The following is a 24,901-nucleotide window of genomic DNA, read 5'->3' as shown; positions in this document are numbered from 1 at the left end:
GATCTACACCCACGTGCTGGAGGAGCGGCTGGTGCGGCTGGTCAACGATCATCATCCGCTTGCCGACTAGGCCTCATATCGCTATGTGAGGGCGACGTTCCACCCCCCGGAGCCGGCATTTCAGCGGTTCCGCCTGCCATTGCCTTCCGACGGATCGGTCCGCCCAAGCATGTACAACTACCTCGACTTCGAAAAGCCGGTGCAGGATCTGGAGCTCAAGATCCTTGAGCTGAAGAAGCTTGCCGAGAACGGCGAGGCGGTCGATGTCGCCGAAGAGATCAGCAGGCTGGAAAAGCGTTCACGCGACGCATTGCGCGACCTCTACAAGGCGCTCACGCCCTGGCAGAAGGTGCAGGTCGCGCGCCACCCCGACCGCCCGCACTGCGTCGACTACATCAAGGCGCTGTTCACCGATTTCACGCCTTTGGCCGGCGACCGCAATTTCGGCGACGACCAGGCGATCGTCGGCGGCTTCGCCCGTTTCCGCGGCGAGCCCGTCGCGGTGATCGGCCAGGAGAAGGGCTCCGACACGGCAAGCCGTATCAAGCACAATTTCGGCTCGGTGCGCCCCGAGGGCTACCGCAAGGCGGTGCGGCTGATGGAGCTTGCCGACCGCTTCCAGATCCCGCTGCTGACGCTGGTCGACACCGCCGGCGCCTATCCCGGCGTCGGCGCCGAGGAGCGCGGCCAGGCCGAGGCCATCGCGCGTTCGACCTCGGCTTGCCTGTCGCTGAAAGTGCCGTCGATCTCGGTGGTGATCGGCGAAGGCGGCTCCGGCGGCGCCATCGCGATTGCCACCGCCAACCGCGTCTACATGCTGGAACACGCCATCTATTCGGTGATCTCGCCCGAGGGTGCCGCCTCGATCCTGTGGCGCGACACCACGCGCTCCAAGGACGCGGCGACCAACATGAAGATCACCGCGCAGGATCTTCTCGAGATGAAGATCATCGACGCCATCATTGCCGAGCCGATGGGCGGCGCCCAGCGCGCGCCGGAGACGGTGATTGCGTCCACCGGCGACCTCATCGCCAGGACGATGAAGGACTTTGCCGGCGCCAACACCGATTTCCGCGAGCAGCGCCGCGAGAAGTACCTGGCGATGGGCCGCAGCCTTTAATCGGGCATCTTGCGGTAAACTGTGGCGGCAACGACCAATTTCGCCACAAAAATGCCGCCGGATTCGGCTCAATGGACTTGCCGTGAGGGGTTGGCCCAATTTGTCGCGAAGGCTTGCGGTAAGGAATTTTCAAGGTTAACGGGCTTACGATCCACCGGTGTTCAGCCTGCGGGTCAAGCCATGCCGAGAGCCGTTGGCCCGAAAGAAGAGACGTAGCCGTACCGATGTTTGCCAAGCTTGCCCGCACCGGAGTCCTTATCGCCGCCATTGGCGTCGCCGGCTGCAATGATTCGTCGATGAAGGATTTCGCGCCGGAGGCCAACAAGCCGTTGCCGGACAAGATCCTCGCCGACATGAAGGCCAAAGGCATGGTGCGCACCTCCTCGGTAATGGCGCGCATCTTCAAGGAAGAAGGCAAGCTGGAGATCTGGAAGGCCAAGACCAATGGCCGCTACGATCTCGTCGCCAGCTACGACATCTGCAAATGGTCGGGAAAGCTCGGCCCCAAATACACCGAGGGCGACCGCCAGGCGCCGGAGGGCTTCTACACGGTGCGTCCGTCGCAGATGAATCCGCGCTCGAATTACCATCTGTCCTTCAACATCGGCTTCCCCAACGCCTATGACCGCGCCAATGGCCGCACCGGCCAGAACCTGATGGTTCATGGCGCCTGTTCGTCGTCGGGCTGCTATTCGATGACCGACGCCCAGATCGAGCAGATCTATGCCTTCGGCCGCGACGCCTTCCAGGGCGGCCAGACCGAGTTCCAGGTCCAGGCTTTCCCGTTCCGCATGACCGCCGCCAACATGGCGCGCTACCGCAGCGACCCGAATTACGAATTCTGGAAGATGCTGAAGGTCGGCTACGACAATTTCGAGATCACCAAGGTGCCGCCGAAGGTCGACGTCTGCGAGAAGCGCTACGTCTTCAATCAGGTCGCGCCCGAAGGCACGAGCTTCGACCCGACTGGCCCCTGCCCCGCGACGACCCAGCCGGATTCGTTGAAGACGGCCTACGCCAATTACGAGAAGAGCTACGACGCGGCCTTCAATTCGGCCGTAAAATCGAGCACGCCGCCACCGAAGCCGACGATTGCCGGCGTAAAGGAAGCCAGCATCGTTTCCGACTGGTCGAAGCGCCGCGCCCGCGGCGAGCGCGTGCCGATCGATCCGCCCTCGATGAATTCCGACGGCTCGGTGACGGAAACGACCCGCATGGGCCGCATAGATTCCCCGCTCGGCCGCAAGATGGCAGCAGCCGACGCGGAAAAGGAAGCCAAGCGCAAGGCCGAAGAGCAGCGCCTCGCGGCGATCGAGGCGGCCAAGGCCGCCAAGGAACAGGCAAAGGCGCAGGCGCTGGCCGAGAAGGAGGCCGCCAAGCAGGCCGCGCAGCAGCCGGTCGTCACCGCCGGCGTCGAACCCGCGCCCGTCCAGCCAGCGCAGGAAACGCAGGCCGCCGACGCCGACCAGGGCACCGTGTCGAAGCTGAAGAAGAAGCTGCTCGGCATGTTCGGCGGCTGACATTTTTATGCATGTCGCCCAAAAGTGGACGGCGGTCTTGGGATAACGACATGCATGAACAAAAGGCAAAGCCGCCCGCCAACTACGATCTCAAGGGATTGAACTGTCCCTTGCCGGTGCTGAAGGCCCGCAAGCGACTGGCCGCGATGCGACCTGGCACCCGGCTGTGGCTCGAGACCACCGATCCGCTCGCGGTGATCGACATCCCGGCCTTCTGCGCCGATGCCGGTCACCAATTGGTCGAAACGGCCGCGGTCGCCGGCGGCCACCGCTTCCTGGTCGAGCGCGGCAACGCGGCCTGAGCCGGTGTCTTTTCGGCTTACAATCCAGCTATCGCCAGCGGATTGGCTTCCAGCGCCGCGCGGTCCGGCGTGTCGATCGACGGCTTGTTGGTGAAGGCGGCGAACAGCCGCCGGATATAATCATCCGGCATATCGAGCGTGATCAGCACCAGCCTGGTGCCGCGCTGGCCATCGGGCCAGGCCGGCAGTCTTGCCGGCGGATGCAGGATCTTCTGCACGCCGTGGATGACCACCGGCCGCGAGGGGTCCTCCGCGAGCTCGATGACGCCCTTCATGCGCAGGAGTTTCTCGCCATGCGTCGAGCGCAGAAGGTCGAGGAACATCTCGATCGCCGAGAACGGCACCGGGCCGTCATGGACAAGCGAGTGCGAACGCACCCGCGTGTCGTGGCGATGCGCATGGGGATGGCGGCCATGATCATCGTCACCGTCATGGTGATGATGGTCGTGATCATGGTGATGATCTTGATCATACGCCGCCTCCTCGCCAAGCCAGCGCCGCACGTCGGCGGACTTGGTCTCAGGATCATAGAGGCCGCAATTGAACAGCGCCGCGGCGCCGGCCTCGCCGACATCGAGCACGACGGCGCCCGGATTGATCTGCTTGAGTCTTGCCCGCAACGCCTCGACCCCGGCCGCGTCGGCAAGGTCGGCCTTGGTCAGCACGATGCGGTCGGCCACCGCGGCCTGTTTCACCGCCTCGACATGGGCATCGAGCGTGGCCTCGCCGTTGACGGCGTCGACCAGCGTGATGACGCCGTCGAGCCGGAACGCCTGCACCAGCGCCGGATGCGCCATGATCGACTGCAGCACCGGCGCCGGATCGGCCAGACCCGTCGTCTCGACGACGACACGGGCCAGTTTCGCGATACGGCCGGTCTGCAGCCGGTCGACGAGATCGGCGAGTGTGTCGACGAGGTCGCCGCGCACCGTGCAGCAGAGGCAACCATCGGAAAGCTGGATGATGCCGTCCGAGGCCTGCTCGACCAGGAGATGATCGATCGCAACCTCGCCGAACTCGTTGATGATCACCGCGGTATCGGCAAGCTCCGGATCCTTGAGCAGCCGATTGAGCAGCGTCGTCTTGCCGGCGCCGAGAAAGCCGGTGAGCACCGAAACGGGAATGGGAAAGCCGCTCATCAGCTTGGCTAGTTGGCAGCTTTGACGGGCTGGTCGCCCTGCGCTCCGGCGGCGGCCGTCGCCAGCGGCTCGGCGCCGGCCGGCGCCGGTCTGTCCGGCCGCCAGATCGGCAGCGGCACATCGGCATAGTTCTGGTCGACCTGGTCGACGAATGCCTTGGGCGCTGGCCCCGTGGCGCCGCCGAGTCCGACCGCGACCAGTGTCGGGTGGTCGAGCTTCACCTGGTAGGGCGATTTCGACTTGTCCTTGGCCGCAACCTCGGGCGCCGCCTCGGACTGCTCCTCCTTCGGTTTCTTCGCGCAGATCTCGTCATGCATGTCGTTGGGCGACAGCGTGTCGCCATAGGGCTTGAGAGCGCCAAGCGTGGTCGAAGTGGCCGACGGCATCTCAAAACCCAGATCGAGCAGCTTTGCCGCCGCTTCGGCGCGGCTGATCGCCGATTTCTCGCCAAGCACGACGGCCACCAGCGTGCGCCCGTTGCGCGTCGCCGAGCCGATCATGTTGAAACCGGAAGAGCAGACGAAGCCGGTCTTCATGCCGTCGGCGCCGGGATAGCGGCCGATCAGCAGATTGTAGTTCGGGATGGCCCTCTTGCCGACGGCAAGGCCTTCGATCGAGAACCAGGGCGCGTATTGCGGAAAATCATTGCGCAGCGCCGCCACCAGCACGGCAAGGTCGCGCGCGGTCGTGTACTGTTCCGGCGAATAGAGCCCGTTCGGGTTGACGAAATGCGTGCCCACCATGCCGAGCCTGGCCGCCTCCGCGTTCATGCGGTCGGCAAAGGCGGCTTGCGACCCGCCGATATTCTCGCCGACGGCCATGGCGATGTCGTTGGCCGACTTGACCAGCATCATCTTCAGCGCATTGTCGAGCCGCATCACCGAGCCGGGCTTGAAGCCCATCTTGCTCGGCGGCTCACCGGCGGAATGCTTCGTCACCTTGATCGGCGAATCGAGCGCCACCTCGCCCGCCTGGATCGCGCGGAAGGTGACATAGGCCGTCATCAGCTTGCTGAGCGAGGCCGGATACCAGCGCTTGAACGCGTCCTGATGCTCCAGAATGGAGCCGCTTTTGAGGTCGAAAAGCACGACCGGGTTGGCACGCGCCGCGCCGGCGAGCGCCGGAAGCGCCAGCGCGCCTGCCAGCAACAGGTTGAGGAAATGCCTTTGCCGCATGATCAAATCCGAAATCGCCTCTTGCCGTAGTCGCCGCTGGGTCCGTAAGATTTCGTTACCCATCGCCAGCACAAATGCGGCTCGACCCTCGACCCCGGACCGCATTGTTGTGGTGCTATTTACCCTATGTGACGCCAAAATGGCAAAGTTCAACATAATCACAATTGCTGAGCAGCGGATCTGAACCGACTGCCGCCAATCAACCAAGAGATGGAACGATCATGCCGATTCTGAACCGCGCCGCGCAAATGCAGGAAGAAGTCGCCGGCTGGCGACGACATCTGCACCAGACACCGGAGCTGAATTTCGACGTCTTCCAGACCGCCGGCTTCGTCACCGAAAAGCTGAAGGCGTTCGGCTGCGACGAGGTGGTGACGGGACTGGGCAAGACCGGCGTCGTCGGCATCATCCGCGGTCGCAAGGGCGATGGCCCGACCATCGGGCTGCGCGCCGACATGGACGCGCTGCCGATCGACGAGATCACCGGCAAGCCGTGGGCCTCGACCGTGCGCGGCAAGATGCATGCCTGCGGCCATGACGGCCATACCGCGATGCTGCTTGGAGCCGCCAAATACCTCGCCGAGACGCGCAATTTCACCGGCACCGTGGCGGTGATCTTCCAGCCGGCCGAGGAAGGCGGCGGCGGCGGCAACGAAATGGTCAAGGACGGCATGATGGAGCGCTTCGGCATCGAGAAAGTGTTCGGCATGCACAACATGCCGGGCCTGCCGGTCGGCCAGTTCGCCATCAAGCCGGGCCCGATCATGGCCGCGACCGCCGAATTCACCATCACCGTCAAGGGCCGCGGCGGCCATGCCGCGATGCCGCACGGCACGATCGATCCGATCGTCATCGCCAGCCAGCTGGTCGGCGCGCTGCAGACCATCGCCTCGCGCAGCACCGATCCGGTCGAGGCCGTGGTGGTGTCGGTGACGAAGTTCCATGCCGGCGACGCCTACAACGTCATTCCCGAAAGCGCCGAGATCGCCGGTACCGTGCGCACGCTGAAGAAGGAAGTGGCCAAGAAATCGGAAGAGCGCATTCGCGCGCTCTGCGCCGGGCTCGCCTCCGCCTTCGGCGCCACCATCGCGGTGGATTACGACGCCAACTACCCCGTCACCTTCAACCATGCCGAGGAGACCGTGTTTGCGGGCGATGTCGCCGCCGATATCGCCGGCGACAGCCATGTCCACCGCGCCATCCAGCCGGTGATGGGCGGCGAAGATTTCTCCTATATGCTGGAAGCCCGCCCCGGCGCCTTCATCTTCATCGGCAACGGCGACTCGGCCGGCCTGCATCATCCGGCCTACGACTTCAACGACGAGGTCATTCCGCACGGCATGAGCTATTGGGTGAAGCTGGCCGAAACCGCGCTGGCAGCCTGACAGTCCGGCAGCGAAGGCCCCGCCGCCATATGCTTGGCCGGCTCAGCCGGCCTCGCGGAGACATTACGGCCTATGGGGAGGTCAGCATGCCCCTTGGCGAACCGACCCGAAGCGGCTATGTGTCTGGCCGCGTGGTCCCGTAGCTCAGTAGGATAGAGCGGCAGATTCCTAATCTGTAGGTCACAGGTTCGATTCCTGTCGGGATCACCAAGTTTTTCAAGGGCTTGGCGAGCAAATCGCCGCATGGTGGGTGTCAGGGCGATCCTGAAGTGAACGGCCCCGAAAGGTGGTGCGTGCGCATAAGTGTGGAGAGACGGTTGACGGCCTCGGCGAGCTCTTCGCCTCCGGAAGCGATCAGCGCCGGTCGCTCCTGCTCGGACGCCGCCAGGATGCGTTCCCAGAACGCGGCAACGAGAGCGCTTGATCGGGCGAGGTCGGCGGCCACGTTTTGATCGTTGGCCAGCGCCGCCAGGTGCCGGAGATTGATGCCGCCGATACCGGGCGGGGTTTTCGCCCCCATGTCGACAAAACCGGAAGGCAGCGATCCTTTCAGATTGTGGACGCGATGGTCGACGATGGCGGCGCGGATCTGATCGACCGCTTGCTTGGCGCCCGCGACACGGGAGGGATGGTCGGTGTCGGCCGCGGCATGCGGGAGAAGTTCCAGACGCTGGCCATGGCGTTCGACCAGCTTCAGATAAGGCAGCATCGGTCCTGAAAGCGTGACGCCGTCGGCAAAAAGGTCGGCATCGATCGCCGCGTGGGAAATACGGCCCGATTCCAATGCGCGCTCCAGCGCTGGCACATCGACCAGCTCGCCGCGGTCATAGTTGATCAGCACGGCGCCGTGGTTGAGAGCGGAAAGCAGCTCGTCTCCGATCAGCCCGGCGTTGGCGTATTTTTGCCGGCCGGCATCGAAAGCACCCAGGCCGAGATGGACCGAAAGCGCGTCCGCGCCGCGCGCCGCGTCTTCCATGGTTGCGGCATAGTCGAAGCCTTCCAGCTCGATCCATTTTTGGTAACGGGGCCGCGCATGGATGGCGACCCGCATGCCGAAGGCCTGGCCGAGCCTGGCGAATTCCCGACCGATATTGCCATAGCCGATCACCGCCAGTCTTTTGCCTTCGAGCTTTTCGGTCGGATAGTGCCGCAGGTCTTTTCCCGTATCGAACTGCCCGCCGGCGACCAGGCTGTTGAGCCTGTCCACGGGAAGATCCGGCCTGACTTTCAGCAGCGCCTTCATGGCCATTTGCGCGGTGGCGCGACTGTTGATGCCCGGCGTGTTCATAAGCGGCGCTTCGCCGCCCTCTCCGCTGCCCCCGCCCCAGGATGCCGAGCCCATATTGCCGGTGCCGGTCCCGATGCGCACGCCGCCGAGGCGGAACCTGGCCTCCGCCGGAATAAAGGTCGCCGCGGCGATGACGGCGTCATAACGGTCGTCGCCAGCCTCGGCCAACAATTCTTCCCGCGTGCTCAATTGCGGCAGGTAGAAGAAATGCAGCCTGCCGGGATCGAGGGCGCCAGCGCTGCCGATGCCTGTCTGATGGAACACATCGCCCTTGGCTTCGATGTAAGCCTTGACCTCGCTGTGATCGGGATTGCCATCCGCGCCGAAGCGAAGGCCGACAAAGTCGCAGATCAGAATGTTGGCTGATGTCATGAACGTCGTTTCCCTGCAGCTGTCTCCAGCTACTCCGATCCATTATCCGATGGACGACGTGAAGCGGCATATCCGGGTCGCAAGCGAGAGATTTGCCTCAGGAAGCTAGAACCTGTCGGCCCTGACTTGGAAGGGACAAGCCGCTGAACAATTCATGGATCGGTCCGCTAATGGTTTTCATGGCCGGACGAGACCCGCACGATCAGCCTGCCGAAATTGCGGGCCGGCGGTGCCGCGCCGGTCCCGCAGTCGGCGCATCGGTCTGGAGGGGCCGATGCGCGATGACACTTGAATTCTCAGGCAACCTTGCGGTCGGCCTGGCGCGCGAAGATCTCCTGGACCTTGTCCGCTATCGCCTTGCCGAGATCTCGGTTGTTCTGCGCAGTGAAGTGGATGCCGTCGCAGCCGTCGGTGGTGATGAAATCCCCGGCATTGAGGAAATCGACCTTCGTGAAATCGGCCATGGCACGATATTCGGCCGCGAGCGCCGCCGTCTTCTCATGGCCGCCGGCGAACATGCCCTGGAAAAAGGGATGCGGCATCGGGGTCAGCGGCGGCGGCGCGACCACCAGCGCCTGCGGGGCCGGATAGGGCGTGCCGACACCGCCGGCGCTGGTGAGAATCTGGCCGACGAGCTTGGCCATGCCGTTGGCGATCTCGTAGGGCGTGCGGCGGAAGAACGACTTGGTGTCATTGGTGCCGAGCATGACGATGACGAGGTCGAGCGGCAGGTGGCTGGCGATGGCCGAGGGCAGATAGGCGCTGCCGTTGAGGCGCGGATCGTTGGGATCGTCGAGGCTGGTCGTGCGGGCGCTCAAACCTTCCTCGATCACATGATATCCGTCGCCCAGATGCGAGGCCATCACGCCCGTCCAGCGGTCCTGATAGGCGTAGCGATGCGTCGGCGATCCCTCGATGACCGGTATCCAGCCCCAGGTCAGCGAGTCTCCAAAACAGAGGATCGATTTTTTGGTCATGTCTCCAATCCATTTCCCTATGCGATTGACTATTGGCCGTCCCGAACTCGCCGCTCAGTTCGACCTGCTCCTGATGCCGTAGAGGATCGCCGCGAGCAGGATGATGAGGCCTTGCGCGACCAGCTTGCCGGGCTCGTCGACGCCGAAGGTTGTCATCACGACGAACAGCAGCGCAAAGGACAGCACGCCGAAGAAAGGCCCCCAGACGCCGCCTTCCCCACGGCCGAAAACGACGCCGCCGAGGATGGTCGCGGCGACCGCCAGGATCGGCAGGTCGAGGCCGATCCGGACGCTGCCGACGGCGATCGAAGCCGTCTGGACCAGCGCGGCGATGCCAGCGAACAAGCCCGCCAGCGTATGCGCAAGCACGACCGTGCGCGCGACCGGGACGCCGGAGAAATGCGCCGCCTGCACGTTCTCGCCGACCGACGTCACATAACGGCCGAAGACCGTGCGCGACAGGAACAGCGACAGCGCCACCGAAACCACCACCCAGAAGATCACCGGCGTCGGCACGGGGCCGAGCTTGGTGTTGTAGATGTCGGCGAACATGCCGGGCACATCGCCGGGCGGCTTGCCGCTGGACAGATATTGCACGATCCCGACCAGGATGATGCCGACCGCGAGCGTGACGATGACGGCCGAGACTCGCCTCACCCCCACCATGAGGCCGTTGAAGAACCCGACGGCCAGCCCGATGCCCAGCGCCAGGACAATGAAGAAAGCCATGGAAGCGCCGGGAAAGACGCCGGACGAGATAGTATAGTTGATGAGCAGGATGACACCGCCGCCCGACAGGTCGATGCTTCGCACCCGCATCACAAGAAGCTGGCCCAGCACCAATATGCCGAGCGGCACGATCTGGCGCACGAATATGCCCATGATGTTGAGATTGAGCATGTTCGGCCGCGCGATCCACAGAACCAGGAGCAGCACGCCAAAGACGTAGTAGGCAGGAGGGACGCGCAGGAAGCGGCGCATCATAGGATGGGTGAGCGCGGCTGCCACTTACAACCCCATCTTTTTGCGCGACTGCACAGCGACCACAAAAAGCAGGATCGCCCCCTTGATGGTGGTCTGGATGAAGGGCGACACATTTGTCAGGTTCATGCCGTTGGCAAGCAGCGCCATGACAAGGGCGCCGATGACGGTCCCATGCAGGCTGCCGATGCCGCCGGAAAGCTGGGTGCCGCCGATGGCCACCGCCGTGATCGCGTCGAGCTCGAACAGCAGCCCGACATTTGGATCGCCCGAGACGATGCGCCCGGCGAGGAAAATGCCGGCAAGCGCCGCGAAGCAGGCGCAGATCACATAGGCAAGCACGATGTTGCGCCGGTCGGCGATGCCGAAATTATGCGCCGCATCCTCCACGCTGGACGAGACGCCACCACCGATCGCGAAAAGATGCAGCCCGAAGCGGGAACCGTAAAGCAGCTTCCAGGCGACCAGGAGGGTGAATACCCCCCAGAACACCGGCATGGGTATCCCGAAGAAGGAGCCGGCCACGGCGCTGATGACGATATCCGGCACCGTGCCGCCCGAAACCGGCCGCAATATCCGCGTGATCCCGAGCAGGATGTACTGCGTCGACAGCGTCGCGATGATCGGATGCACGTTGAAGCGGGTGATGATGAAGCCGTTGCCGAAGCCGACCAGCGCGGCCAGCACGAACACAGCCGGGATCAGCACCCAGGCCGGTCCGCCGAGGGCGAGCACCGCCGTCGTGAAGCTGATCATCGACCCTACCGAAAGGTCGAGCCCGCCGAGCAGGATGACGAACATCTGGCCGACCGCCGTGATGACGAGCGGCATCGCCTGCGGCACCAGATTGAGCAGATTCTCCCCGTTGAGGAATTGCGCCGTCTCGAGGCTGAGCCAAAGCGTGATGGCCAGAACGATCAGCAAGGGCAGCATCCACATGCCTTGCCGCGATCCTCTCGCGCCCGTCAGGCGTCTGCTGATGGTTGTCATCGGCGCTCACCTCTCGCCTCATTGGCCTCCCCGTTGGCGCTGAGCGCGGCGTCGAGGATGTTGTGCTCCGTGGCGTCTGCCGCCGGCATTTCCTTGACGATCGTGTCGTTGTGGACGACGCAGATGCGGTCGCAGAGCCCGATCAGCTCGATCGTCTCGCGCGACAGCACCAACACCGCCCCGCCTTTGCCGGCAAAGTCGCGCAGCAGCCGGTAGATCTCGGACTTTGCGCCGATGTCGACGCCGCGCGTCGGTTCCTCGACGAGCAGGATGTCGATGTCGGCGGCGAGGTAGCGGCCGAGCAGCACCTTCTGCTGGTTGCCGCCCGACAGCGTGCCGACGGGGGCGCTCGGACCGCTGGCCTTCACGGCAAGGCTCGACATCATGTCGGCGACCTGCCGCTGATAGCCGGCGGCCAAGGCCAGTTCCGACCGTTTCGAATGGAGTGCGGCGGCAATGTTGTGCGCCACGGAAAGGCCGAGGAAGAGCCCGTCTTCCTTGCGATCCTCTGGTACGAAGCCGACGCCCATTGCCTGCAGCCGCCGCACGCCGCCGCCAGGCGACACCGGCAAGGGCAGCGACTTGCCCTTGATCGTCACACGGCCGGCGAAAGGATGGTATTGACCGACCAGCGAGCGCAGGAAGCGTTGCTGGCCCTGCCCCTCCAGGCCGGCCAGCGCAACGATCTCGCCGCGGTTGAGCGCCAGCGAGAACGGCCTGGAGCGCTCGGTGATGCGGAAACCCTCGACTGAAAGCATGGCGGGGCCGGAGGCATCGCCACGCTGGGGAAAGAGATCGGCCAGCTCGCGGCCGACCATCATCGCGATCAGCGACGCCGGCGTCATCTCGGCGATTGCTCTGGTGCCGACGAGTTCGCCGTCCTTCAGAACCGTGACGGTGTCGCAGATGGCGAAGATTTCGTCCATCCGGTGCGAAATGTAGACCACCGCCTTGCCCTCATCCTTCAGTCTGCGGATGTGGCGGTTCAACACTTCGACATCGGCGGCATTGAGCGCCGCCGTCGGCTCGTCGAGGATGAACACGCTGGCATCGGTCATGATGCCGTGCGCGATCTCCACGAACTGCCGTTCGGCGATGCTGAGCCTCGACACCAGCGTGCCCGGATCGAGCGTGAGGCCGAGTTCGGCAAGCGCGGCGCCAGCCTCGCGCCGCATGCGGCGATGGTCGACCCCGCCGAAAGCAGTGGTCGGTTCTCGGCCGAGAAACATGTTTTCGGCGATCGTCAGATTGGGCAGCAGCGACAATTCCTGGAACACTGTCGAGATGCCGGCTTCCAGCGCATCCTTCGGCCTGTGGAAGGCGACCTGGCGCCCGTCGCGCAGGATGGCGCCGCTATCCGGCTGGTGGACCCCGGCGAGGATCTTCATCAGCGTCGATTTGCCGGCACCGTTCTCGCCCATCAGCGCATGGATAGAGCCGGATTGGAGTGCGATCGAGACGCCCTTCAGCGCCGCCGTGCCGGCGAACGCCTTCCGGATATCCGACATTTCGACAAGGGTTTTCACGAAACAAGCACCACTGCGTTCAGGGAATTCGGTGGCGCGGGCCCACGTCGCCGCAGCCCCGCGCCACCATGGCGCCACCTTTACTTCTTGGCGTAGAACTCCTTGAGCTTGTCTTCGGGCAGCTCCGACGGCCACCACACATTGGCCGAGAGATCGTCGCGATAATATTTCTTGATCTTCTCGATATCCCAGCCGGGCGGATTGTAGTCGTAGTGCTTCTTCAGCTCCTTGCCTTCGAGCAGGGCCACCGCGGCGCGGATGCCGGCCGCGCCCTGGGCCGGGCTGTATTCCGCCGAGATCGACTTGAAGCCGTCGGCGATCCATTGGCCGAAGAAGCCGTTGTTGCCCTCGCCGGTGATCGGCGGGATCTTGGCACCGAACTGCTTGAAGACGTCGACGCAGGCGCGCGTCATATCGGCGCCGGAAGACCAGATGCCGTCGACCTCGGGGTTGTTCAGGTAGAGCGTCTCGCAGAGCTTCTTGGCCTTGTCGTACTGCCAGTCGCCATGCTCCTCGGCGATGATCTTGACGTCGGTCCCCTTCAGCGCCTGCAGCAGGCCGTTGTAGCGCGGTTGGTGTCTTCCGGATGGCCGGCGAGCCCGCGCAGCACCCAGATATTGCCCTTGCCGCCAAGCTCCTTGACCAGGAAGTCGCCCATCACCTTACCGAAATGTTCGGCGCCGCCCTGGATCTCAGTCGTGAAGGCGTCGCTCTCGATACGGCCGGTATGCACGATGACGGGAATGCCCGCCGCCACGGCCTTGGCGATGCTGGCGTCCGCCGAGGTTGACGTGACCGGCTGGACGATGATGGCGTCGACCTTCTGGGCGATCAGGTCCTCGATGTCGGCGACCTGCTTCTTCTGGTCAAAGCCGGCATCGAGCAGGATGAATTTGCTGATGCGCTTGTCCTTGGCGGCGGCAGCCTCCGCCTCATGCGCGACCTGCACCGTCCAGGTGTTCGCGTTTACGCCGAAATGGCTCATGCCGATGACCCAGGGCGGATCCTTCTTGAATTTCCCGGCCTCGACCGCTGGATTGTCGCCGGCACGGGCGGTAACCCCGTCGAGCAGCGATACCTCGTCGGCGAACGAGGGAGCGCACCACATGGTGGTCGCGATCACTGCCGCTGCGATTGATTGGATAATCCGTCTCACTGAGCCATCCTCCTTCTCAAGCTCCATGGACCCTGCTGACCAGGGCCACGACTTCCCCATCGGCGCGCGGCCATTGCCAAACGCCGCACCTGCCGGGGCGATCCCGGCACTGCTTCAGTTCATTTGCTCAACCCGAGCGCATGGCCGCTGGAGACAAAGGTCCAGCGTTGCCGCCATGGATCATGGCAGCCGGTCGGCGCAAAAGGTTCGGGGCATTCCTCCCAGGCTCAGTTCAACCATCGATCCGGCGAGCTGTCAATAATTATTCAGAGTGATGGATTATCTTTGCAGCTTGCGCTACCTTTCCGCCAGATGGCAGGGTCGCTGGACGCGGACGACCGACTCTCGTCCGATAATTTCTGCAAATCAGAACCTTGGCTGGATCGGGGAGGAGCATGCGATCGGTCTTGTGCTACGGCGACTCCAACACGCATGGGCAGGTACCCGGCGGCACACCGCTTGATCGCTACGGCCCGGCCGAGCGCTGGCCCGGTGTCATGGCAAGGGAGCTGGGCGTCGGCTGGCATGTCATCGAGGAAGGCCTCAGCGGCCGTACGACGGTGCGCGACGATCCCATCGAGGGTGCCCACAAGAACGGACGTACTTACCTCAGGCCTTGCCTGCAGAGCCACGCCGTTCTCGATCTCGTCATCATCATGCTGGGGACCAATGATCTCAAGGCGCGCTTCAACCAGCCGGCTTCGGAAGTCGCCATGGCCATGGGCTGCCTCGTCTACGACATCAAGGAGCTCAAGCCTGGCCCGGGCGGCAGCGTGCCCGAAATCATGATCGTGTCTCCGCCGCCAATGCTGGACGACATCAAGGAATGGCGGTCGATCTTCGCCGGCGCGCCGGAGAAGTCGCGGCAGCTGGCGCTCGAATTCGAGATCATCGCCGATTCGCTCGAAGTGCATTTCTTCGACGCGGGCTCGGTCGTCACCTGCGATCCGCTTGACGGATTCCACATCAACGGACAGGCCCATGTGTCGCTTGGCCGTGCACTGGCCCGCGAAGTCGAAGCAATCGGGTGGCCGGATGAGAGATGAACGCGGCATACGGGTGTCCCGCACGACCGATCGCGAGAGGACGCACCATGCCTGACATGCGCTTTGCGCCGCCGAACCCGCTCCGCATCGCGGACCGCGCCAGCGGCCTCAACGCCGTCAGCGTGCGCAGCTACAACGAACGCCTTGTGCTGTCGTTGCTGCTTCAGAGCAAGGATATCACCCGTCTCGAGATCGGTGAGCGGACCGGCCTGTCGGCGCAGACTGTGTCGGTCATCGTCCGATCGCTCGAGCAGGAAGGGCTGATCGCCAAGGGTGAGGCCCAGCGCGGCCGTGTCGGACCGCCGACGGTGCCGATCTCGCTCAACCCCGAGGGTGCCTATTCCGTCGGCATCAGCGTCGGCCACCGGCAGGTGGAGGTCGTGCTTGTCGACTTCGTCGGCTCGATCCGCTCCCATACGGTCCTGCCGTTCTCAGCCGCACAAGACACCAACCACCCGCAATTTATGACCGCCATCGCCAAGGCGATTGCCGATCTGCCCCGGCATCTCCACTCGCGCATTGCCGGTATCGGCCTTGCCCTGCCCGGCGACGAAGCAGAACTCGAGCTAACGCCAAAAGCGGCGCGCGAGCGGTTCGACGCCCTGCAGGAGGAGGTCGAGAGGGAGATCGGTTATCCCGTCTACGTCCAGAACGACATCACCGCCGCTGCCGGTGGCGAAAGCATGTTCGGCGTGGCAAAGCATCTTTCGGACTACCTTTTCTTCTATCTCGGCGCGCGCCTGCACAGCCGCCTGGTCCTCAATCACCAGATCTACAACACCACTGCCGCGGTGAGTTTCGACGTCGGCATCCTGCGCCTGGAGCAGGAGATCCGGAAAAATGGCAATTCGCCCTCCGAGCTGTGGGAGCGGCGCGCGGACTGGCCTTCGTTCGGCGATGCCGAGATCGCGTGGCAACGCGAGTTGCTGGAGCAGATGAAGTCGTCGATAGCGGCGCTGAAGCCGTTCGTTCCCGTGGCTTCGGTCGTGCTGTCCTCTTACGCGCCGCAGGCGGTCTGCAAGGCAATCTGCCGGGAGCTGGAACAGGCTATGCCTGGTATAAGCGCCATAGCCGGCAACATCGAGCGTTCGCCCAAGGCGGTGGGAGCGGCGGGCCTGCCCTTCAGCTCGCGGTTCATGGTGGAGTGACGTTCATGGTCACCGGCGTCTCGCTGCCCATCGACGGCGGCTACACCTGCCGGTGATATCGGGCGCACAACAAACACTGGACCAAGCCACCAGCAGCGGCGGGACGGCGGCGTGGCCGCTTGAAGTCAGCCACGCCCCAACGAACCCAGCCGGTCAGCCTGAGATGATTTCGTAGCGAAGGATCTGGGCGTCGCCGAGGGCCGATCTGCGTCCAGGCGAGATGACGCCGGAGCCGAAAAGGAGAATATCTTCGCGGCGTACGAATACTTCATTGCCGGGCCCCATCGACACAAATGTGCCCGACGAGCTGCGCTCGACAAGCCGGACCTTGCCATTCGAAATGGTGAAGGTCGCGTGGTGCCTTGAGACCCAGGGCCGCGGGACGACGATATTGCATTCCGGAGATCGGCCGATCGTCACCAATTCGTTGTTTCGGCAGGATCGCACCTGATCTTGATAGCGGATGACCAGATTGATCTGCGGCAGCGGAGCGGAGCGCCTATCGACAAAGGTGCCTCGATTGGCGACGTGCGTGCTGAGGGCCCCATCGTCGCTCCTCAGCGTATAGACATCGAAGAGTTCTTGCTTTCCCTTGAATGCCATTTTGTCGAGGAGCCGCAAGGTACTGCGGCTGCCCGCGGAAAGGGCTTCGAAGAAGCTCTGGCTGATCAGGACCTCCCCGGGGCTGGCCGTGGTGGACAATCTTGCGGTGACATTGACAACGTCGCCGAACACCGCGCCACGCGCGCGAATGACCGCCCCGAAATGCAATCCGATCCGGGCGATCAAAGGTTCTTTCGTCAGTTGGCCGCCAATCTGGCAGACGGCCCTCAGCGCCGCCTCCGGTCTCTCGAACAGGCTGAGCACGTCATCGCCCTTGGAGTAAATGAAGTCACCGCCGTGCTGGGCGACGATCCCGCGTATCGCGTCGAGGCAATCCGAGACCTGCCGCAGCAGGGCGGCATCGTCGCCGATGCGCTCATAAAGTGTCGTGCTGCCCACGACATCAGCTAAGAGGACTGCGGCTAGAAGTCTTTCCTGATCCATCGACTCGTATCCGCCCCGAGAACGTGGCGTGTATAACATACCAAAGGTGACCTTGACTTCTCTACCTGCGCGCCCGGGCGACGGCGCAACGGGGCAAGTGCTTTGGCGCGATTATCCTGGACGGACAGGCACCTGCCTTCCCGCCAAACGGGTTATAGCGGCGATAAAGAAGTTTCGTTTCCCTAACCCGGGCTGCCGGCCGCCGGATTGGCGATGATGGCGGCCCGGAAGCGGGCGACGAAATCGTCGAGCGCCGGGCGCTCGGCGTCCGAGATCGCCCAGTAGGAAAAGGCGTCGTCGGTCCAGTGGACCAGAAGGAAGCCGCCCGCCGAGAGATCGTCCGCCACCGGCACCGATTTGGCCTCGTTCTGCCGGGGTGCGGCCACCAGCGTGATCAGATGCTCGTGATGGCGGTAGACCAGTGCCGGCATCGGCCTGTCACCAATCACCTCGACACGGCCGCCAAGCAGCGCGTAGCCGTCCTTGGCCATGTCGGGCGCGGGCGGCGACACGCCGATGCGCCCGTCGAGCCATGGCTTCACCGTATGCCGGTCGGACGAGACGATGTCGACCGGCGTCGCCGCGAGCAGGCTGCGGCGATGGCCGTTGGCGACGGCCACGGCGAAGCTGTCGGACCCATTGTCCGCCGTCGTCAGCCATTGCGTCGCGCCGCTGGCCAGAAACGCCGTCAACACGATCGAGGCCGCCATCTGGCGCCAGTCGAAGGAGTTGAACCAGCGCGGCGCGCGTGGCCGCATCGCGATGACCTGGCCCTGCTGCTGTTGCGGCACGGAGGGCTGTGCCTCCACCCTCATATCTTCAGCCTCCGTGGCCTCCGCGACCTCGGGATCCTTCACCTCGGCGATCGCCGCGATGCGCGCCAAAAAGTCGTCACTGACGGCGGGCCGCGGCACATTGGCGAGCGCACCGCGCAGCGCCACCAGGCGCGCATGTTCGGCGGCGAGCTCCGGATCGGCGGCCATGCGCCGCTCGACCGCCAGGGCAGCCGCGGCATCGAGCTCGCCATCGACAAGGGCGTGGATCATCAGCTTCATATCCTGCGGGTCTTGCGGCAATCCATCCTCACGCGGGCGGCTTTCATGCGGGCTCATGGCGCCCTCCAAGTTCCGTCATCAAGAGACCGCGGGCCCGCGCCAGCCGCGACATCACCGTGCCTTGCGGCACGCCGAGCATGGTGGCGATTTCGCGGTAGCTGAGACCGTTGATGTCGCGCAGCACCACCGTTTCGCGGAAGGCTTGCGGCAGCCTGGCGATCGCCGCTTCCACCGCCGCCGAATTCGCCTTGGCGATCAGCACCGCCTCCGGGCTGTCGGCATCATTGTCCGGCAGCGGCGAGACGTCGTCGAGATCGGCGAGGTCGCCGACGGCAACCACGCTGCGCGGGCGGTTGCGCGCCATCCATGTGTAGGAAGCGTTGCGCACGATGGTGAGCAGCCACGCGCGGGAATTTCCCCCAGCGAACCCGGCAATGCCCGCATGCGCCTTGAGGCAGGCCTCCTGCACCACATCCTCGGCGTCGGCTTGATTGCCGGTCAGCCAGCGGGCAAGCGACAGCGCATCGCTGAGATGCGGCAGCACCACTTCGGCAAAACGCGCGGCCAGCATCTTTTCGCTCAACACCGTTCCGCCGTCGGGCGCTCCCGCCACGGGTCTGCCGCCGCCGTCAGCGGGAGGCGACGATCTGTCCCTGCTCGTGCGGGTGAAGATCGCGACCGCAGGCGATGGCGCCTGCTTCGAGGGAGGAGAAGGCATTGGTGTCACCGGAGTCAAGTGTCTCGGAAGCAAGGGGCGCCTCGGAAGAGGACGGCGCATCGCTGGCTGCAACGGGATGCTCGCCGTCATGGTCGTGGATCTCGATGGTTGCGATCGGCACGAGATCAGGGCCGGCGGCGGGGCGGTATCGCCCAGAACAGATGCGCCCAGCTCCAACGCTCCAAGCGACGACGACGGCTGACACCTTCGCCCTCTTCAGCCCGCGCGTATTTGTCGTCGTGCCGCTTCATGATGGTCTCCGCTGTTGCGCACAAATGGCGCATGCCCTGGAGACCGGCGGACCGGGCGGTTTATTCCCGGCCGGTCGGCTTTTTCGTTCACGCTAACGTGATCGGACGGCGTGCCCGCCTACAGCGCCAGCAGCGCAAGCCCCGCCAGCGCAGATCCCGCCAACGTCGGCAGCATGCCGAGTTTCAGCCTGAACATGGCGACCATCGCCGCCGCCGACAGCAGCGCGGCACGCCAGTCGAGCGAGGACAGGACCGGAACCTCCACGCCCCAGCCGACGCTTGCCACCTTGCCGAAGACGACATGCAGCGCGAACCACAGCGCAAGGTTCATGATGACGCCGACCACCGCGGCGGTGATCGCGCCAAGCGCCGCCGCCAGCGCCTTGTTCCGTCTCAATTGCTCGATGTAGGGCGCACCGAGGAATATCCAGAAGAAGCAAGGGACGAAGGTGACCCAGAGCGTCAGCAGCGATCCGAGCGATCCAGCCAGCAGCGGGTTGGCAAAGCCGGCATGGCGATAGGCGGCGGCGAAGCCGACGAATTGCAGCACCAGGATCAATGGCCCCGGCGTCGTTTCGGCAAGCCCGAGCCCATCGACCATTTGGCCGGGCGAAAGCCAGCCGAACGAGGTCACCGCTGCCTGCGCGACATAGGCAAGAACGGCATAGGCGCCGCCGAAGGTGACGACGGCCATCAGGCTGAAGAAGCCGCCGATCTGCGCCCAGACGCTCCCCGGCCCCGCCAACACGGCGATCAGCGCCGCCGGCCCCAGCCAGACCGGCAGCCAGATGGCGATGGTGCGGATGGCATGCCCTCGCTTCGGAATGGTGTGGCCGAGTTCGCCCCGCTCGAACATCAGGTCGACCACGCCCCTGGTCTCGGTGCCGGCTGCAGTCTTGCCCTGCGCCGAGGCGGAGAACAGCGCCGGCGCGAAGCGGTTGCCGGTCCAGCCGATCAGCCCGGCTGCGAGCACGATCAGCGGGAACGGCACCCGGACGACATAGATGGCGAGGAAGGCCGCCACGGCGATCGCCACCATCGCACGGTTCTTCAGCGCCCGCTTGCCGATGCGGATCACTGCCTCGACGACGACGGCGAGCACCGCCGCCTTGATGCCGAAGAACAACGCCTCGACGACCGGCGCATCATTGTAGAGCATGTAGAAGCCGCTCAGGCAGAGCATCACCAACGCGCCGGGCAGCACGAACAGGATGCCGGCGACGAGGCCGCCTGCCGTCCGGTGCAGCAGCCAGCCGATATAGACGGCGAGCTGCTGCGCCTCCGGGCCCGGCAGGAGCATGCAATAGTTGAGCGCGTGCAGGAACCGCTCCTCGCCGATCCAGCGGCGCTCCTCGACCAGTTCCTTGTGCATCAGCGCGATCTGGCCGGCCGGCCCGCCGAAGGAGAGCAGGCCGATCCTGGCCCAGAGCCGCGTCGCTTCGCGGAAGCTTGGCGCGGCCGGGATTTCGGCCCGTCGCACAGCGGCGTCCTTGGCAAGCGCGCTCATTGTGCCTTGCCTACAACCGGCCAGTTATGCGTCTCGTCGGTGGCGTCGCGGCACCAGCGGAAGAAGGCGTCGTAGAGAAGCATGCCGGCTTCGAGCTGTTCGAGGTCATCACGGAACATGCGCGACAGGCCAAGCGAAGCGGCGAGGAACCCGGCCGCCTGCGGCACGAGGTCGAGGCGCGCCGTATCGGCGGCGCGCACGAGCAGCGCCAGGCGGTCGAGCGCATCGACGCGCAGTCCGAATTCCTCGACCATCGTGTCGAATGTGCAGCGATCGCCGCGATGGCTCCAGAACACGCCTTCGATATCGAAGGGAACCGCGGCGAAGCGATCCGCGACCAGAGGCACCTCAGCCGCGTCGACGAACAGGAACACCGCATCGGGATCGACGAAGCGGCGGATCAGCCAGGGGCAGGCAATGCGATCTACCTTCGGCCGGGAACGGGTGACCCATACGGTGCGGCCGTTCTGGTCGCGGGGCGGGATCGCGCCGGCCGCGACCAACGGCGCGCTGGCGGCGGCCCAGGCCTCGAAGCCGCCTTCCAACGACTCCGCCGGAATGCCGTCGTGGCGCAGCCACGCGGCAACGCCTTGCGAGAGTTTCTGCCCTCTCTGGCAGATGACCACGACCTTGCGTCCCGAAAACTCCGACGCCCAGCTTGAGACAGTCCTGAAATCGCGCCGGCATGACGCCGGCAACAGGCGCGGATCGGCTTCATAGTCCTCGTCGGTGCGCACATCGACCAGGCAAGGCGCATCGGGCAAGCCGACGAGACGGGAAAGCTGCGGAACGGTAATTGCGGTTGTTGACGGCATGGCGTCCACCTCCAGAACACAGAGAGTTTGGACGCGATCGTTGGGCTGACGCCTCACGGGGTCGTCGCGAGGAACCCCTTGGCCAGGATGCTGGAACGCTCCCCTACGATTGTCAAGAATTCAAATTGCTAATGCATGTCGCGCAAAAGTGTGCAGCGGTTTTGCGATAACGACATGCATGAAAACAAAGGCTTAAAGCGCGTCGCTGAATCCGCTTCAGCGCGACACGCTTTTAGGGAAGATGGGAGCTCCGCCCTGTCTCCCTTAAACGGTCGTCGCCCTTACTGCGCCGTCCAGCCGCCATCCATCGGCAGGGTCGTGCCGGTGATCTGCTTGGCCGCATCCGAGCACAGGAACAGCGTCAGCGCGGCAAGCTCTTCGACGGTGACGAATTCCTTGGTCGGCTGCGCCGCAAGCAGCACATCGTGCTTGACCTGCTCTTCGGTCATGCCGCGCGCCTTCATCGTGTCGGGGATCTGCTTTTCGACCAGCGGCGTCCAGACATAGCCGGGCGCGATCGCATTGACGGTGATGCCGTCCTGCGCGACTTCCAGCGCCACCGTCTTGGTCAGGCCGGCAATGCCGTGCTTGGCCGAGACATAGGCCGACTTGAACGGCGAGGCGACCAGCGCATGAGCGGAAGCCGTGTTGATGATGCGGCCCCACTTGCGGCTCTTCATGCCGGGCAGCACTGCCTTGATGGCGTAGAAGGCTGCCAGAAGATTGATGCGGATGATGGCTTCCCACTTGTCGTCCGGAAATTCGTCGATCGGCGCGACGTGCTGGATGCCGGCATTGTTGACCAGGATGTCGAGGCTGCCGAACGCTGCCTCGGCCTCGTGAACCATGGCGCTGACGGCGGCGCCGTCCATCATGTTGGCGCCCGAATAGCGGCACTTGACGCCGAAATCCTCTTCGATGCCGGCCCGCTCCTGCTCGATCGCCGCGGCGTCGCCCAGGCCGTTGATGGTGACGTTGGCGCCCTCGGCGGCGAAGGCGCGGGCGATTGCCAGGCCGATGCCGCTGGTCGAGCCGGTGACGAGCGCATTCTTCGAAGACAGGGAACCCATGGGAGATCTCGCGACAGGAGGACAGGAGGGAAGACTATGAAGACGAACAGCCGGGAAGGCACATGATTTGTGCGCCGCAGCATCACAATGCCACACCCATATGTCGGCGCTATTACAGCTCCGCGATGGGGTTTGCCGGCTGTAAGAAGTGTCGTCTTGGCGCTGACACGGCACTGTCATGCTGCCGTGCAACATATTTGCCAGCGCATTCGCGCGGGCTCATTTCAAACCTTGTTTGGGGCACCAGCCATGGAAATCGCCGACGTCGTGAAGCGGGCCTATGCGATGCCGCTCACCAACCCGTCCTTCCCGCCAGGCCCTTATCGCTTCTTCGACCGCGAATACATCATCATCACCTACCGCACGACGCGCGAGGCGCTGGAAGCCGTCGTTCCGGCGCCGCTCGAGATCGACGAGCCGCTGGTCAAATACGAATTCATCCGCATGCCTGACTCCACCGGCTTCGGCGACTACACCGAAACCGGCCAGGTCATCCCGGTGCGCTACAAGGGCCAGCATGGCGGCTATGTGCATTCCATGTATCTCGACGACGATGCGCCGATCGCCGGAGGCCGCGAGCTGTGGGGTTTCCCGAAGAAGCTTGCCAGCCCCAAGATCGTGCATGAAGGCGAAGTGGTGGTCGGCACGCTGCATTATGGCAGCGTTCTGTGCGCCACCGGCACCATGGGCTACAAGCACCGCGAGGCCGACCACGACCAGGTGCTGGCCTCGCTCGCCGCGCCCAATTTCCTCATCAAGATCATCCCGCATGTCGACGGCAGCCCGCGCATCTGCGAGCTGGTCCGCTACTACCTCACCGACATCACGCTGAAGGAAGCCTGGACGGCGCCGGCTGCGCTCGACCTTCGCCCGCATGTCATGGCCGACGTCGCCAAGCTGCCGGTGCTCGACATCGTCTCTGCCGTTCATTTCACCGCCGACCTGACGCTGGGCCTCGGCGAAGTCGTGCATGATTACCTCGCGGACCACGGCCGATCGGCTGCCGGCGCGAAGGAGCTGGAGAAAGCCGGTGCTTGAGCGCAACCGCAGCAAGGCGGCCGCCGCCACCATTCAGGAAATCACGGCGCAATATGACCGCATCGCCCTGGTCTTCCAGGGCGGCGGCGCGCTCGGCGCCTATCAGGCGGGTGTCTATCAGGCGCTTGCCGACGCCGGCTGTGAGCCGACCTGGCTTTCCGGCGTCTCGATCGGCGCCATCAACGCCTCGATCATCGCCGGCAACGAGCCGAGCCGCCGCCTGCAGCGGCTGGAGCAGTTCTGGCAGACGATCTCGGGCCGCAAGATCTGGGCCTATACGCCCGAAGGCGACATCTACCGCGACATCCGCAACCAGACCTCGTCGTGGATGACCATGACCATGGGCCAGCCCGGTTTCTTCAAGCCGCGCAGTCCCAGCCCCTGGTTCCAGCTGACGGGAGCGGAAGGCGCCACCAGCTTCTACGACACCGCCGAGCTCAAGGACACGCTGGAGAGCCTGATCGACTTCGACGTGCTGAACGACGGCAAGAAGCGCTTGAGCGTCGGCGCGGTCAATGTCAGGACCGGCAACTTCGTCTATTTCGACACCGACAAGGTGCGCATCGAGCCGGAACACATCATGGCGAGCGGCGCGCTGCCGCCGGCCTTCCCCTCGATCCGCATCGAGGGCGAATATTACTGGGATGGCGGCATCGTTTCCAACACGCCGCTGCAATATCTGCTCGACCAGGAGGAGGATCGTTCCTCGCTGGTGTTCCAGGTCGATCTGTTCAGCGCCCGCGGCGTGCTGCCGCGCGGCATGGCCGACGTTCTGTCGCGCCACAAGGACATCATGTATTCCAGCCGCACGCGCCAGAACACCGACAACTTCCAGCGCATCCATGCGCTCAAGATGAAGCTGCTCGACGCGCTGAAGCGCGTGCCGCCGGACCAGCTCAAGGACGGCGAGAAGGAACTGATCGCCGACTATTCCGACGCCGGCGTGGTCAACATCGTCCACCTGATCTACCAGCACAAAGGCTACGAAGGCCACGCCAAGGACTATGAGTTTTCCGGCACCTCGATGCGCGAGCACTGGGAGATGGGCCTGGAAGACACCGAACGCACGCTGCGCCACAAGAAATGGCTGATGCTGCCCGACAATGCCGACGGCGTCACCATCCACGACCTGCACCGCGAAGACCCGACCTAAGGGTCATGGCCGCCCGGGCCGCGTCGCGGCTCGGGGTCCTGACGCACGTCAAGAAGCCTAATGCATGTCGCGCAAAAATGACCTCGGTTTTGCGACAACGACATGCATCAGGCAACGGCCTA

The 24,901-nt window shown here is 64.4% G+C and carries 24 protein-coding genes and 1 tRNA gene; 9 read left to right on the top strand and 16 right to left on the bottom strand.

The window, feature by feature from the left end:
- The first annotated feature begins 169 nt into the window (after nt 1-169).
- The 3 genes from FJ418_RS27785 to FJ418_RS27775 all read left to right on the top strand — a co-directional run bounded on the left by FJ418_RS27785 (nt 170) and on the right by FJ418_RS27775 (nt 2,942).
- Nucleotides 170-1,120 carry an acetyl-CoA carboxylase carboxyltransferase subunit alpha gene (locus FJ418_RS27785; protein ID WP_140657897.1) on the top strand — a complete coding sequence of 317 codons (951 nt, stop codon included), beginning with the start codon at nt 170-172 and terminating at the stop codon, nt 1,118-1,120.
- 224 nt (nt 1,121-1,344) lie between these two features.
- Nucleotides 1,345-2,640 (top strand): murein L,D-transpeptidase family protein, encoded by a 1,296-nt coding sequence (locus tag FJ418_RS27780; protein WP_140657899.1) that lies wholly within the window; start codon nt 1,345-1,347, stop codon nt 2,638-2,640.
- Nucleotides 2,641-2,690: 50 nt separating this feature from the next.
- Nucleotides 2,691-2,942, top strand: a complete 252-nt coding sequence (locus tag FJ418_RS27775) for a sulfurtransferase TusA family protein (RefSeq protein WP_140657901.1) — start codon at nt 2,691-2,693, stop codon at nt 2,940-2,942.
- 17 nt (nt 2,943-2,959) lie between these two features.
- Here the strand turns inward: FJ418_RS27775 and FJ418_RS27770 are convergent, their stop codons facing one another.
- Both FJ418_RS27770 and FJ418_RS27765 read right to left on the bottom strand, forming a co-directional pair.
- Entirely contained in the window at nt 2,960-4,081 is a 1,122-nt protein-coding gene (locus FJ418_RS27770) for a GTP-binding protein (protein WP_181167110.1), read from the bottom strand.
- 8 nt (nt 4,082-4,089) lie between these two features.
- On the bottom strand, nt 4,090-5,256 hold the full coding sequence (locus FJ418_RS27765; RefSeq protein WP_140657905.1) for a D-alanyl-D-alanine carboxypeptidase family protein: 1,167 nt from the start codon (nt 5,254-5,256) through the stop codon (nt 4,090-4,092).
- Between the two features lie 221 nt (nt 5,257-5,477).
- On the opposite strand from FJ418_RS27765, the gene FJ418_RS27760 reads away from it, so the two are divergent.
- Both FJ418_RS27760 and FJ418_RS27755 read left to right on the top strand, forming a co-directional pair.
- A complete protein-coding gene (locus FJ418_RS27760; protein ID WP_140647422.1) occupies nt 5,478-6,641 on the top strand; it encodes a M20 aminoacylase family protein in 1,164 nt (387 codons plus the stop codon).
- Nucleotides 6,642-6,774: 133 nt separating this feature from the next.
- Nucleotides 6,775-6,851 (top strand) — tRNA-Arg (locus tag FJ418_RS27755).
- A 43-nt stretch (nt 6,852-6,894) separates the two neighbouring features.
- On the opposite strand, the gene FJ418_RS27750 is transcribed toward FJ418_RS27755, so the two are convergent.
- The 7 genes from FJ418_RS27750 to FJ418_RS32620 form a co-directional block, all read right to left on the bottom strand.
- Complete coding sequence (locus FJ418_RS27750; RefSeq protein WP_140871144.1) at nt 6,895-8,301, bottom strand: NAD(P)-dependent oxidoreductase; 1,407 nt, start codon at nt 8,299-8,301, stop codon at nt 6,895-6,897.
- A gap of 296 nt (nt 8,302-8,597) precedes the next feature.
- Nucleotides 8,598-9,278: an SGNH/GDSL hydrolase family protein gene (locus tag FJ418_RS27745; protein ID WP_140871141.1), complete on the bottom strand. Its 681-nt coding sequence runs from the start codon at nt 9,276-9,278 to the stop codon at nt 8,598-8,600.
- A 54-nt stretch (nt 9,279-9,332) separates the two neighbouring features.
- On the bottom strand, nt 9,333-10,262 hold the full coding sequence (locus FJ418_RS27740) for an ABC transporter permease (protein ID WP_181167112.1): 930 nt from the start codon (nt 10,260-10,262) through the stop codon (nt 9,333-9,335).
- Between the two features lie 24 nt (nt 10,263-10,286).
- Nucleotides 10,287-11,249 carry an ABC transporter permease gene (locus FJ418_RS27735; protein ID WP_140871135.1) on the bottom strand — a complete coding sequence of 321 codons (963 nt, stop codon included), beginning with the start codon at nt 11,247-11,249 and terminating at the stop codon, nt 10,287-10,289.
- Entirely contained in the window at nt 11,246-12,775 is a 1,530-nt protein-coding gene (locus FJ418_RS27730) for a sugar ABC transporter ATP-binding protein (RefSeq protein WP_140871132.1), read from the bottom strand. The genes FJ418_RS27735 and FJ418_RS27730 overlap by 4 nt, the downstream gene beginning before the upstream one ends.
- 80 nt (nt 12,776-12,855) lie before the next feature.
- The gene (locus FJ418_RS32625; protein WP_348643128.1) at nt 12,856-13,299 is read right to left on the bottom strand and encodes a substrate-binding domain-containing protein; all 444 of its coding nucleotides are present in this window, start codon (nt 13,297-13,299) and stop codon (nt 12,856-12,858) included.
- A 17-nt stretch (nt 13,300-13,316) separates the two neighbouring features.
- Nucleotides 13,317-13,931 (bottom strand): substrate-binding domain-containing protein, encoded by a 615-nt coding sequence (locus tag FJ418_RS32620; RefSeq protein WP_281407587.1) that lies wholly within the window; start codon nt 13,929-13,931, stop codon nt 13,317-13,319.
- A gap of 395 nt (nt 13,932-14,326) precedes the next feature.
- On the opposite strand from FJ418_RS32620, the gene FJ418_RS27720 reads away from it, so the two are divergent.
- On the top strand, nt 14,327-14,977 hold the full coding sequence (locus tag FJ418_RS27720; protein ID WP_140647428.1) for an SGNH/GDSL hydrolase family protein: 651 nt from the start codon (nt 14,327-14,329) through the stop codon (nt 14,975-14,977).
- A 47-nt stretch (nt 14,978-15,024) separates the two neighbouring features.
- Nucleotides 15,025-16,125, top strand: a complete 1,101-nt coding sequence (locus FJ418_RS27715; RefSeq protein WP_226892105.1) for an ROK family transcriptional regulator — start codon at nt 15,025-15,027, stop codon at nt 16,123-16,125.
- Nucleotides 16,126-16,278: 153 nt separating this feature from the next.
- On the opposite strand, the gene FJ418_RS27710 is transcribed toward FJ418_RS27715, so the two are convergent.
- The 7 genes from FJ418_RS27710 to FJ418_RS27680 form a co-directional block, all read right to left on the bottom strand.
- Nucleotides 16,279-17,172 (bottom strand): adenylate/guanylate cyclase domain-containing protein, encoded by an 894-nt coding sequence (locus tag FJ418_RS27710; RefSeq protein WP_181167109.1) that lies wholly within the window; start codon nt 17,170-17,172, stop codon nt 16,279-16,281.
- 182 nt (nt 17,173-17,354) lie between these two features.
- A complete protein-coding gene (locus tag FJ418_RS27705) occupies nt 17,355-18,284 on the bottom strand; it encodes an anti-sigma factor (RefSeq protein ID WP_140871126.1) in 930 nt (309 codons plus the stop codon).
- Nucleotides 18,271-18,810 (bottom strand): sigma-70 family RNA polymerase sigma factor, encoded by a 540-nt coding sequence (locus FJ418_RS27700; protein WP_246683240.1) that lies wholly within the window; start codon nt 18,808-18,810, stop codon nt 18,271-18,273. The genes FJ418_RS27705 and FJ418_RS27700 overlap by 14 nt, the downstream gene beginning before the upstream one ends.
- Nucleotides 18,811-18,856: 46 nt before the next feature.
- Nucleotides 18,857-19,066: a hypothetical protein gene (locus tag FJ418_RS27695; RefSeq protein ID WP_140835103.1), complete on the bottom strand. Its 210-nt coding sequence runs from the start codon at nt 19,064-19,066 to the stop codon at nt 18,857-18,859.
- A 248-nt stretch (nt 19,067-19,314) separates the two neighbouring features.
- On the bottom strand, nt 19,315-20,703 hold the full coding sequence (gene chrA / locus FJ418_RS27690) for a chromate transporter (protein WP_140871123.1): 1,389 nt from the start codon (nt 20,701-20,703) through the stop codon (nt 19,315-19,317).
- A complete protein-coding gene (locus FJ418_RS27685) occupies nt 20,700-21,518 on the bottom strand; it encodes a sulfurtransferase/chromate resistance protein (RefSeq protein ID WP_140657928.1) in 819 nt (272 codons plus the stop codon). Before FJ418_RS27685 ends, chrA begins: the two co-directional genes overlap by 4 nt.
- Before the next feature lie 281 nt (nt 21,519-21,799).
- Nucleotides 21,800-22,588, bottom strand: coding sequence for a 3-hydroxybutyrate dehydrogenase (locus FJ418_RS27680; protein ID WP_140657930.1), 789 nt, complete (start codon nt 22,586-22,588; stop codon nt 21,800-21,802).
- Nucleotides 22,589-22,837: 249 nt separating this feature from the next.
- On the opposite strand from FJ418_RS27680, the gene FJ418_RS27675 reads away from it, so the two are divergent.
- Both FJ418_RS27675 and FJ418_RS27670 read left to right on the top strand, forming a co-directional pair.
- The gene (locus tag FJ418_RS27675) at nt 22,838-23,626 is read left to right on the top strand and encodes an acetoacetate decarboxylase (protein ID WP_140704785.1); all 789 of its coding nucleotides are present in this window, start codon (nt 22,838-22,840) and stop codon (nt 23,624-23,626) included.
- Nucleotides 23,619-24,779 (top strand): patatin-like phospholipase family protein, encoded by a 1,161-nt coding sequence (locus FJ418_RS27670; RefSeq protein WP_140871120.1) that lies wholly within the window; start codon nt 23,619-23,621, stop codon nt 24,777-24,779. Before FJ418_RS27675 ends, FJ418_RS27670 begins: the two co-directional genes overlap by 8 nt.
- The last annotated feature ends 122 nt before the right edge of the window (nt 24,780-24,901 follow it).

Source organism: Mesorhizobium sp. B2-8-3, assembly GCF_006440815.1.
Lineage (GTDB): Bacteria > Pseudomonadota > Alphaproteobacteria > Rhizobiales > Rhizobiaceae > Mesorhizobium.
This window is presented reverse-complemented; position numbering and strand designations above follow the sequence as displayed.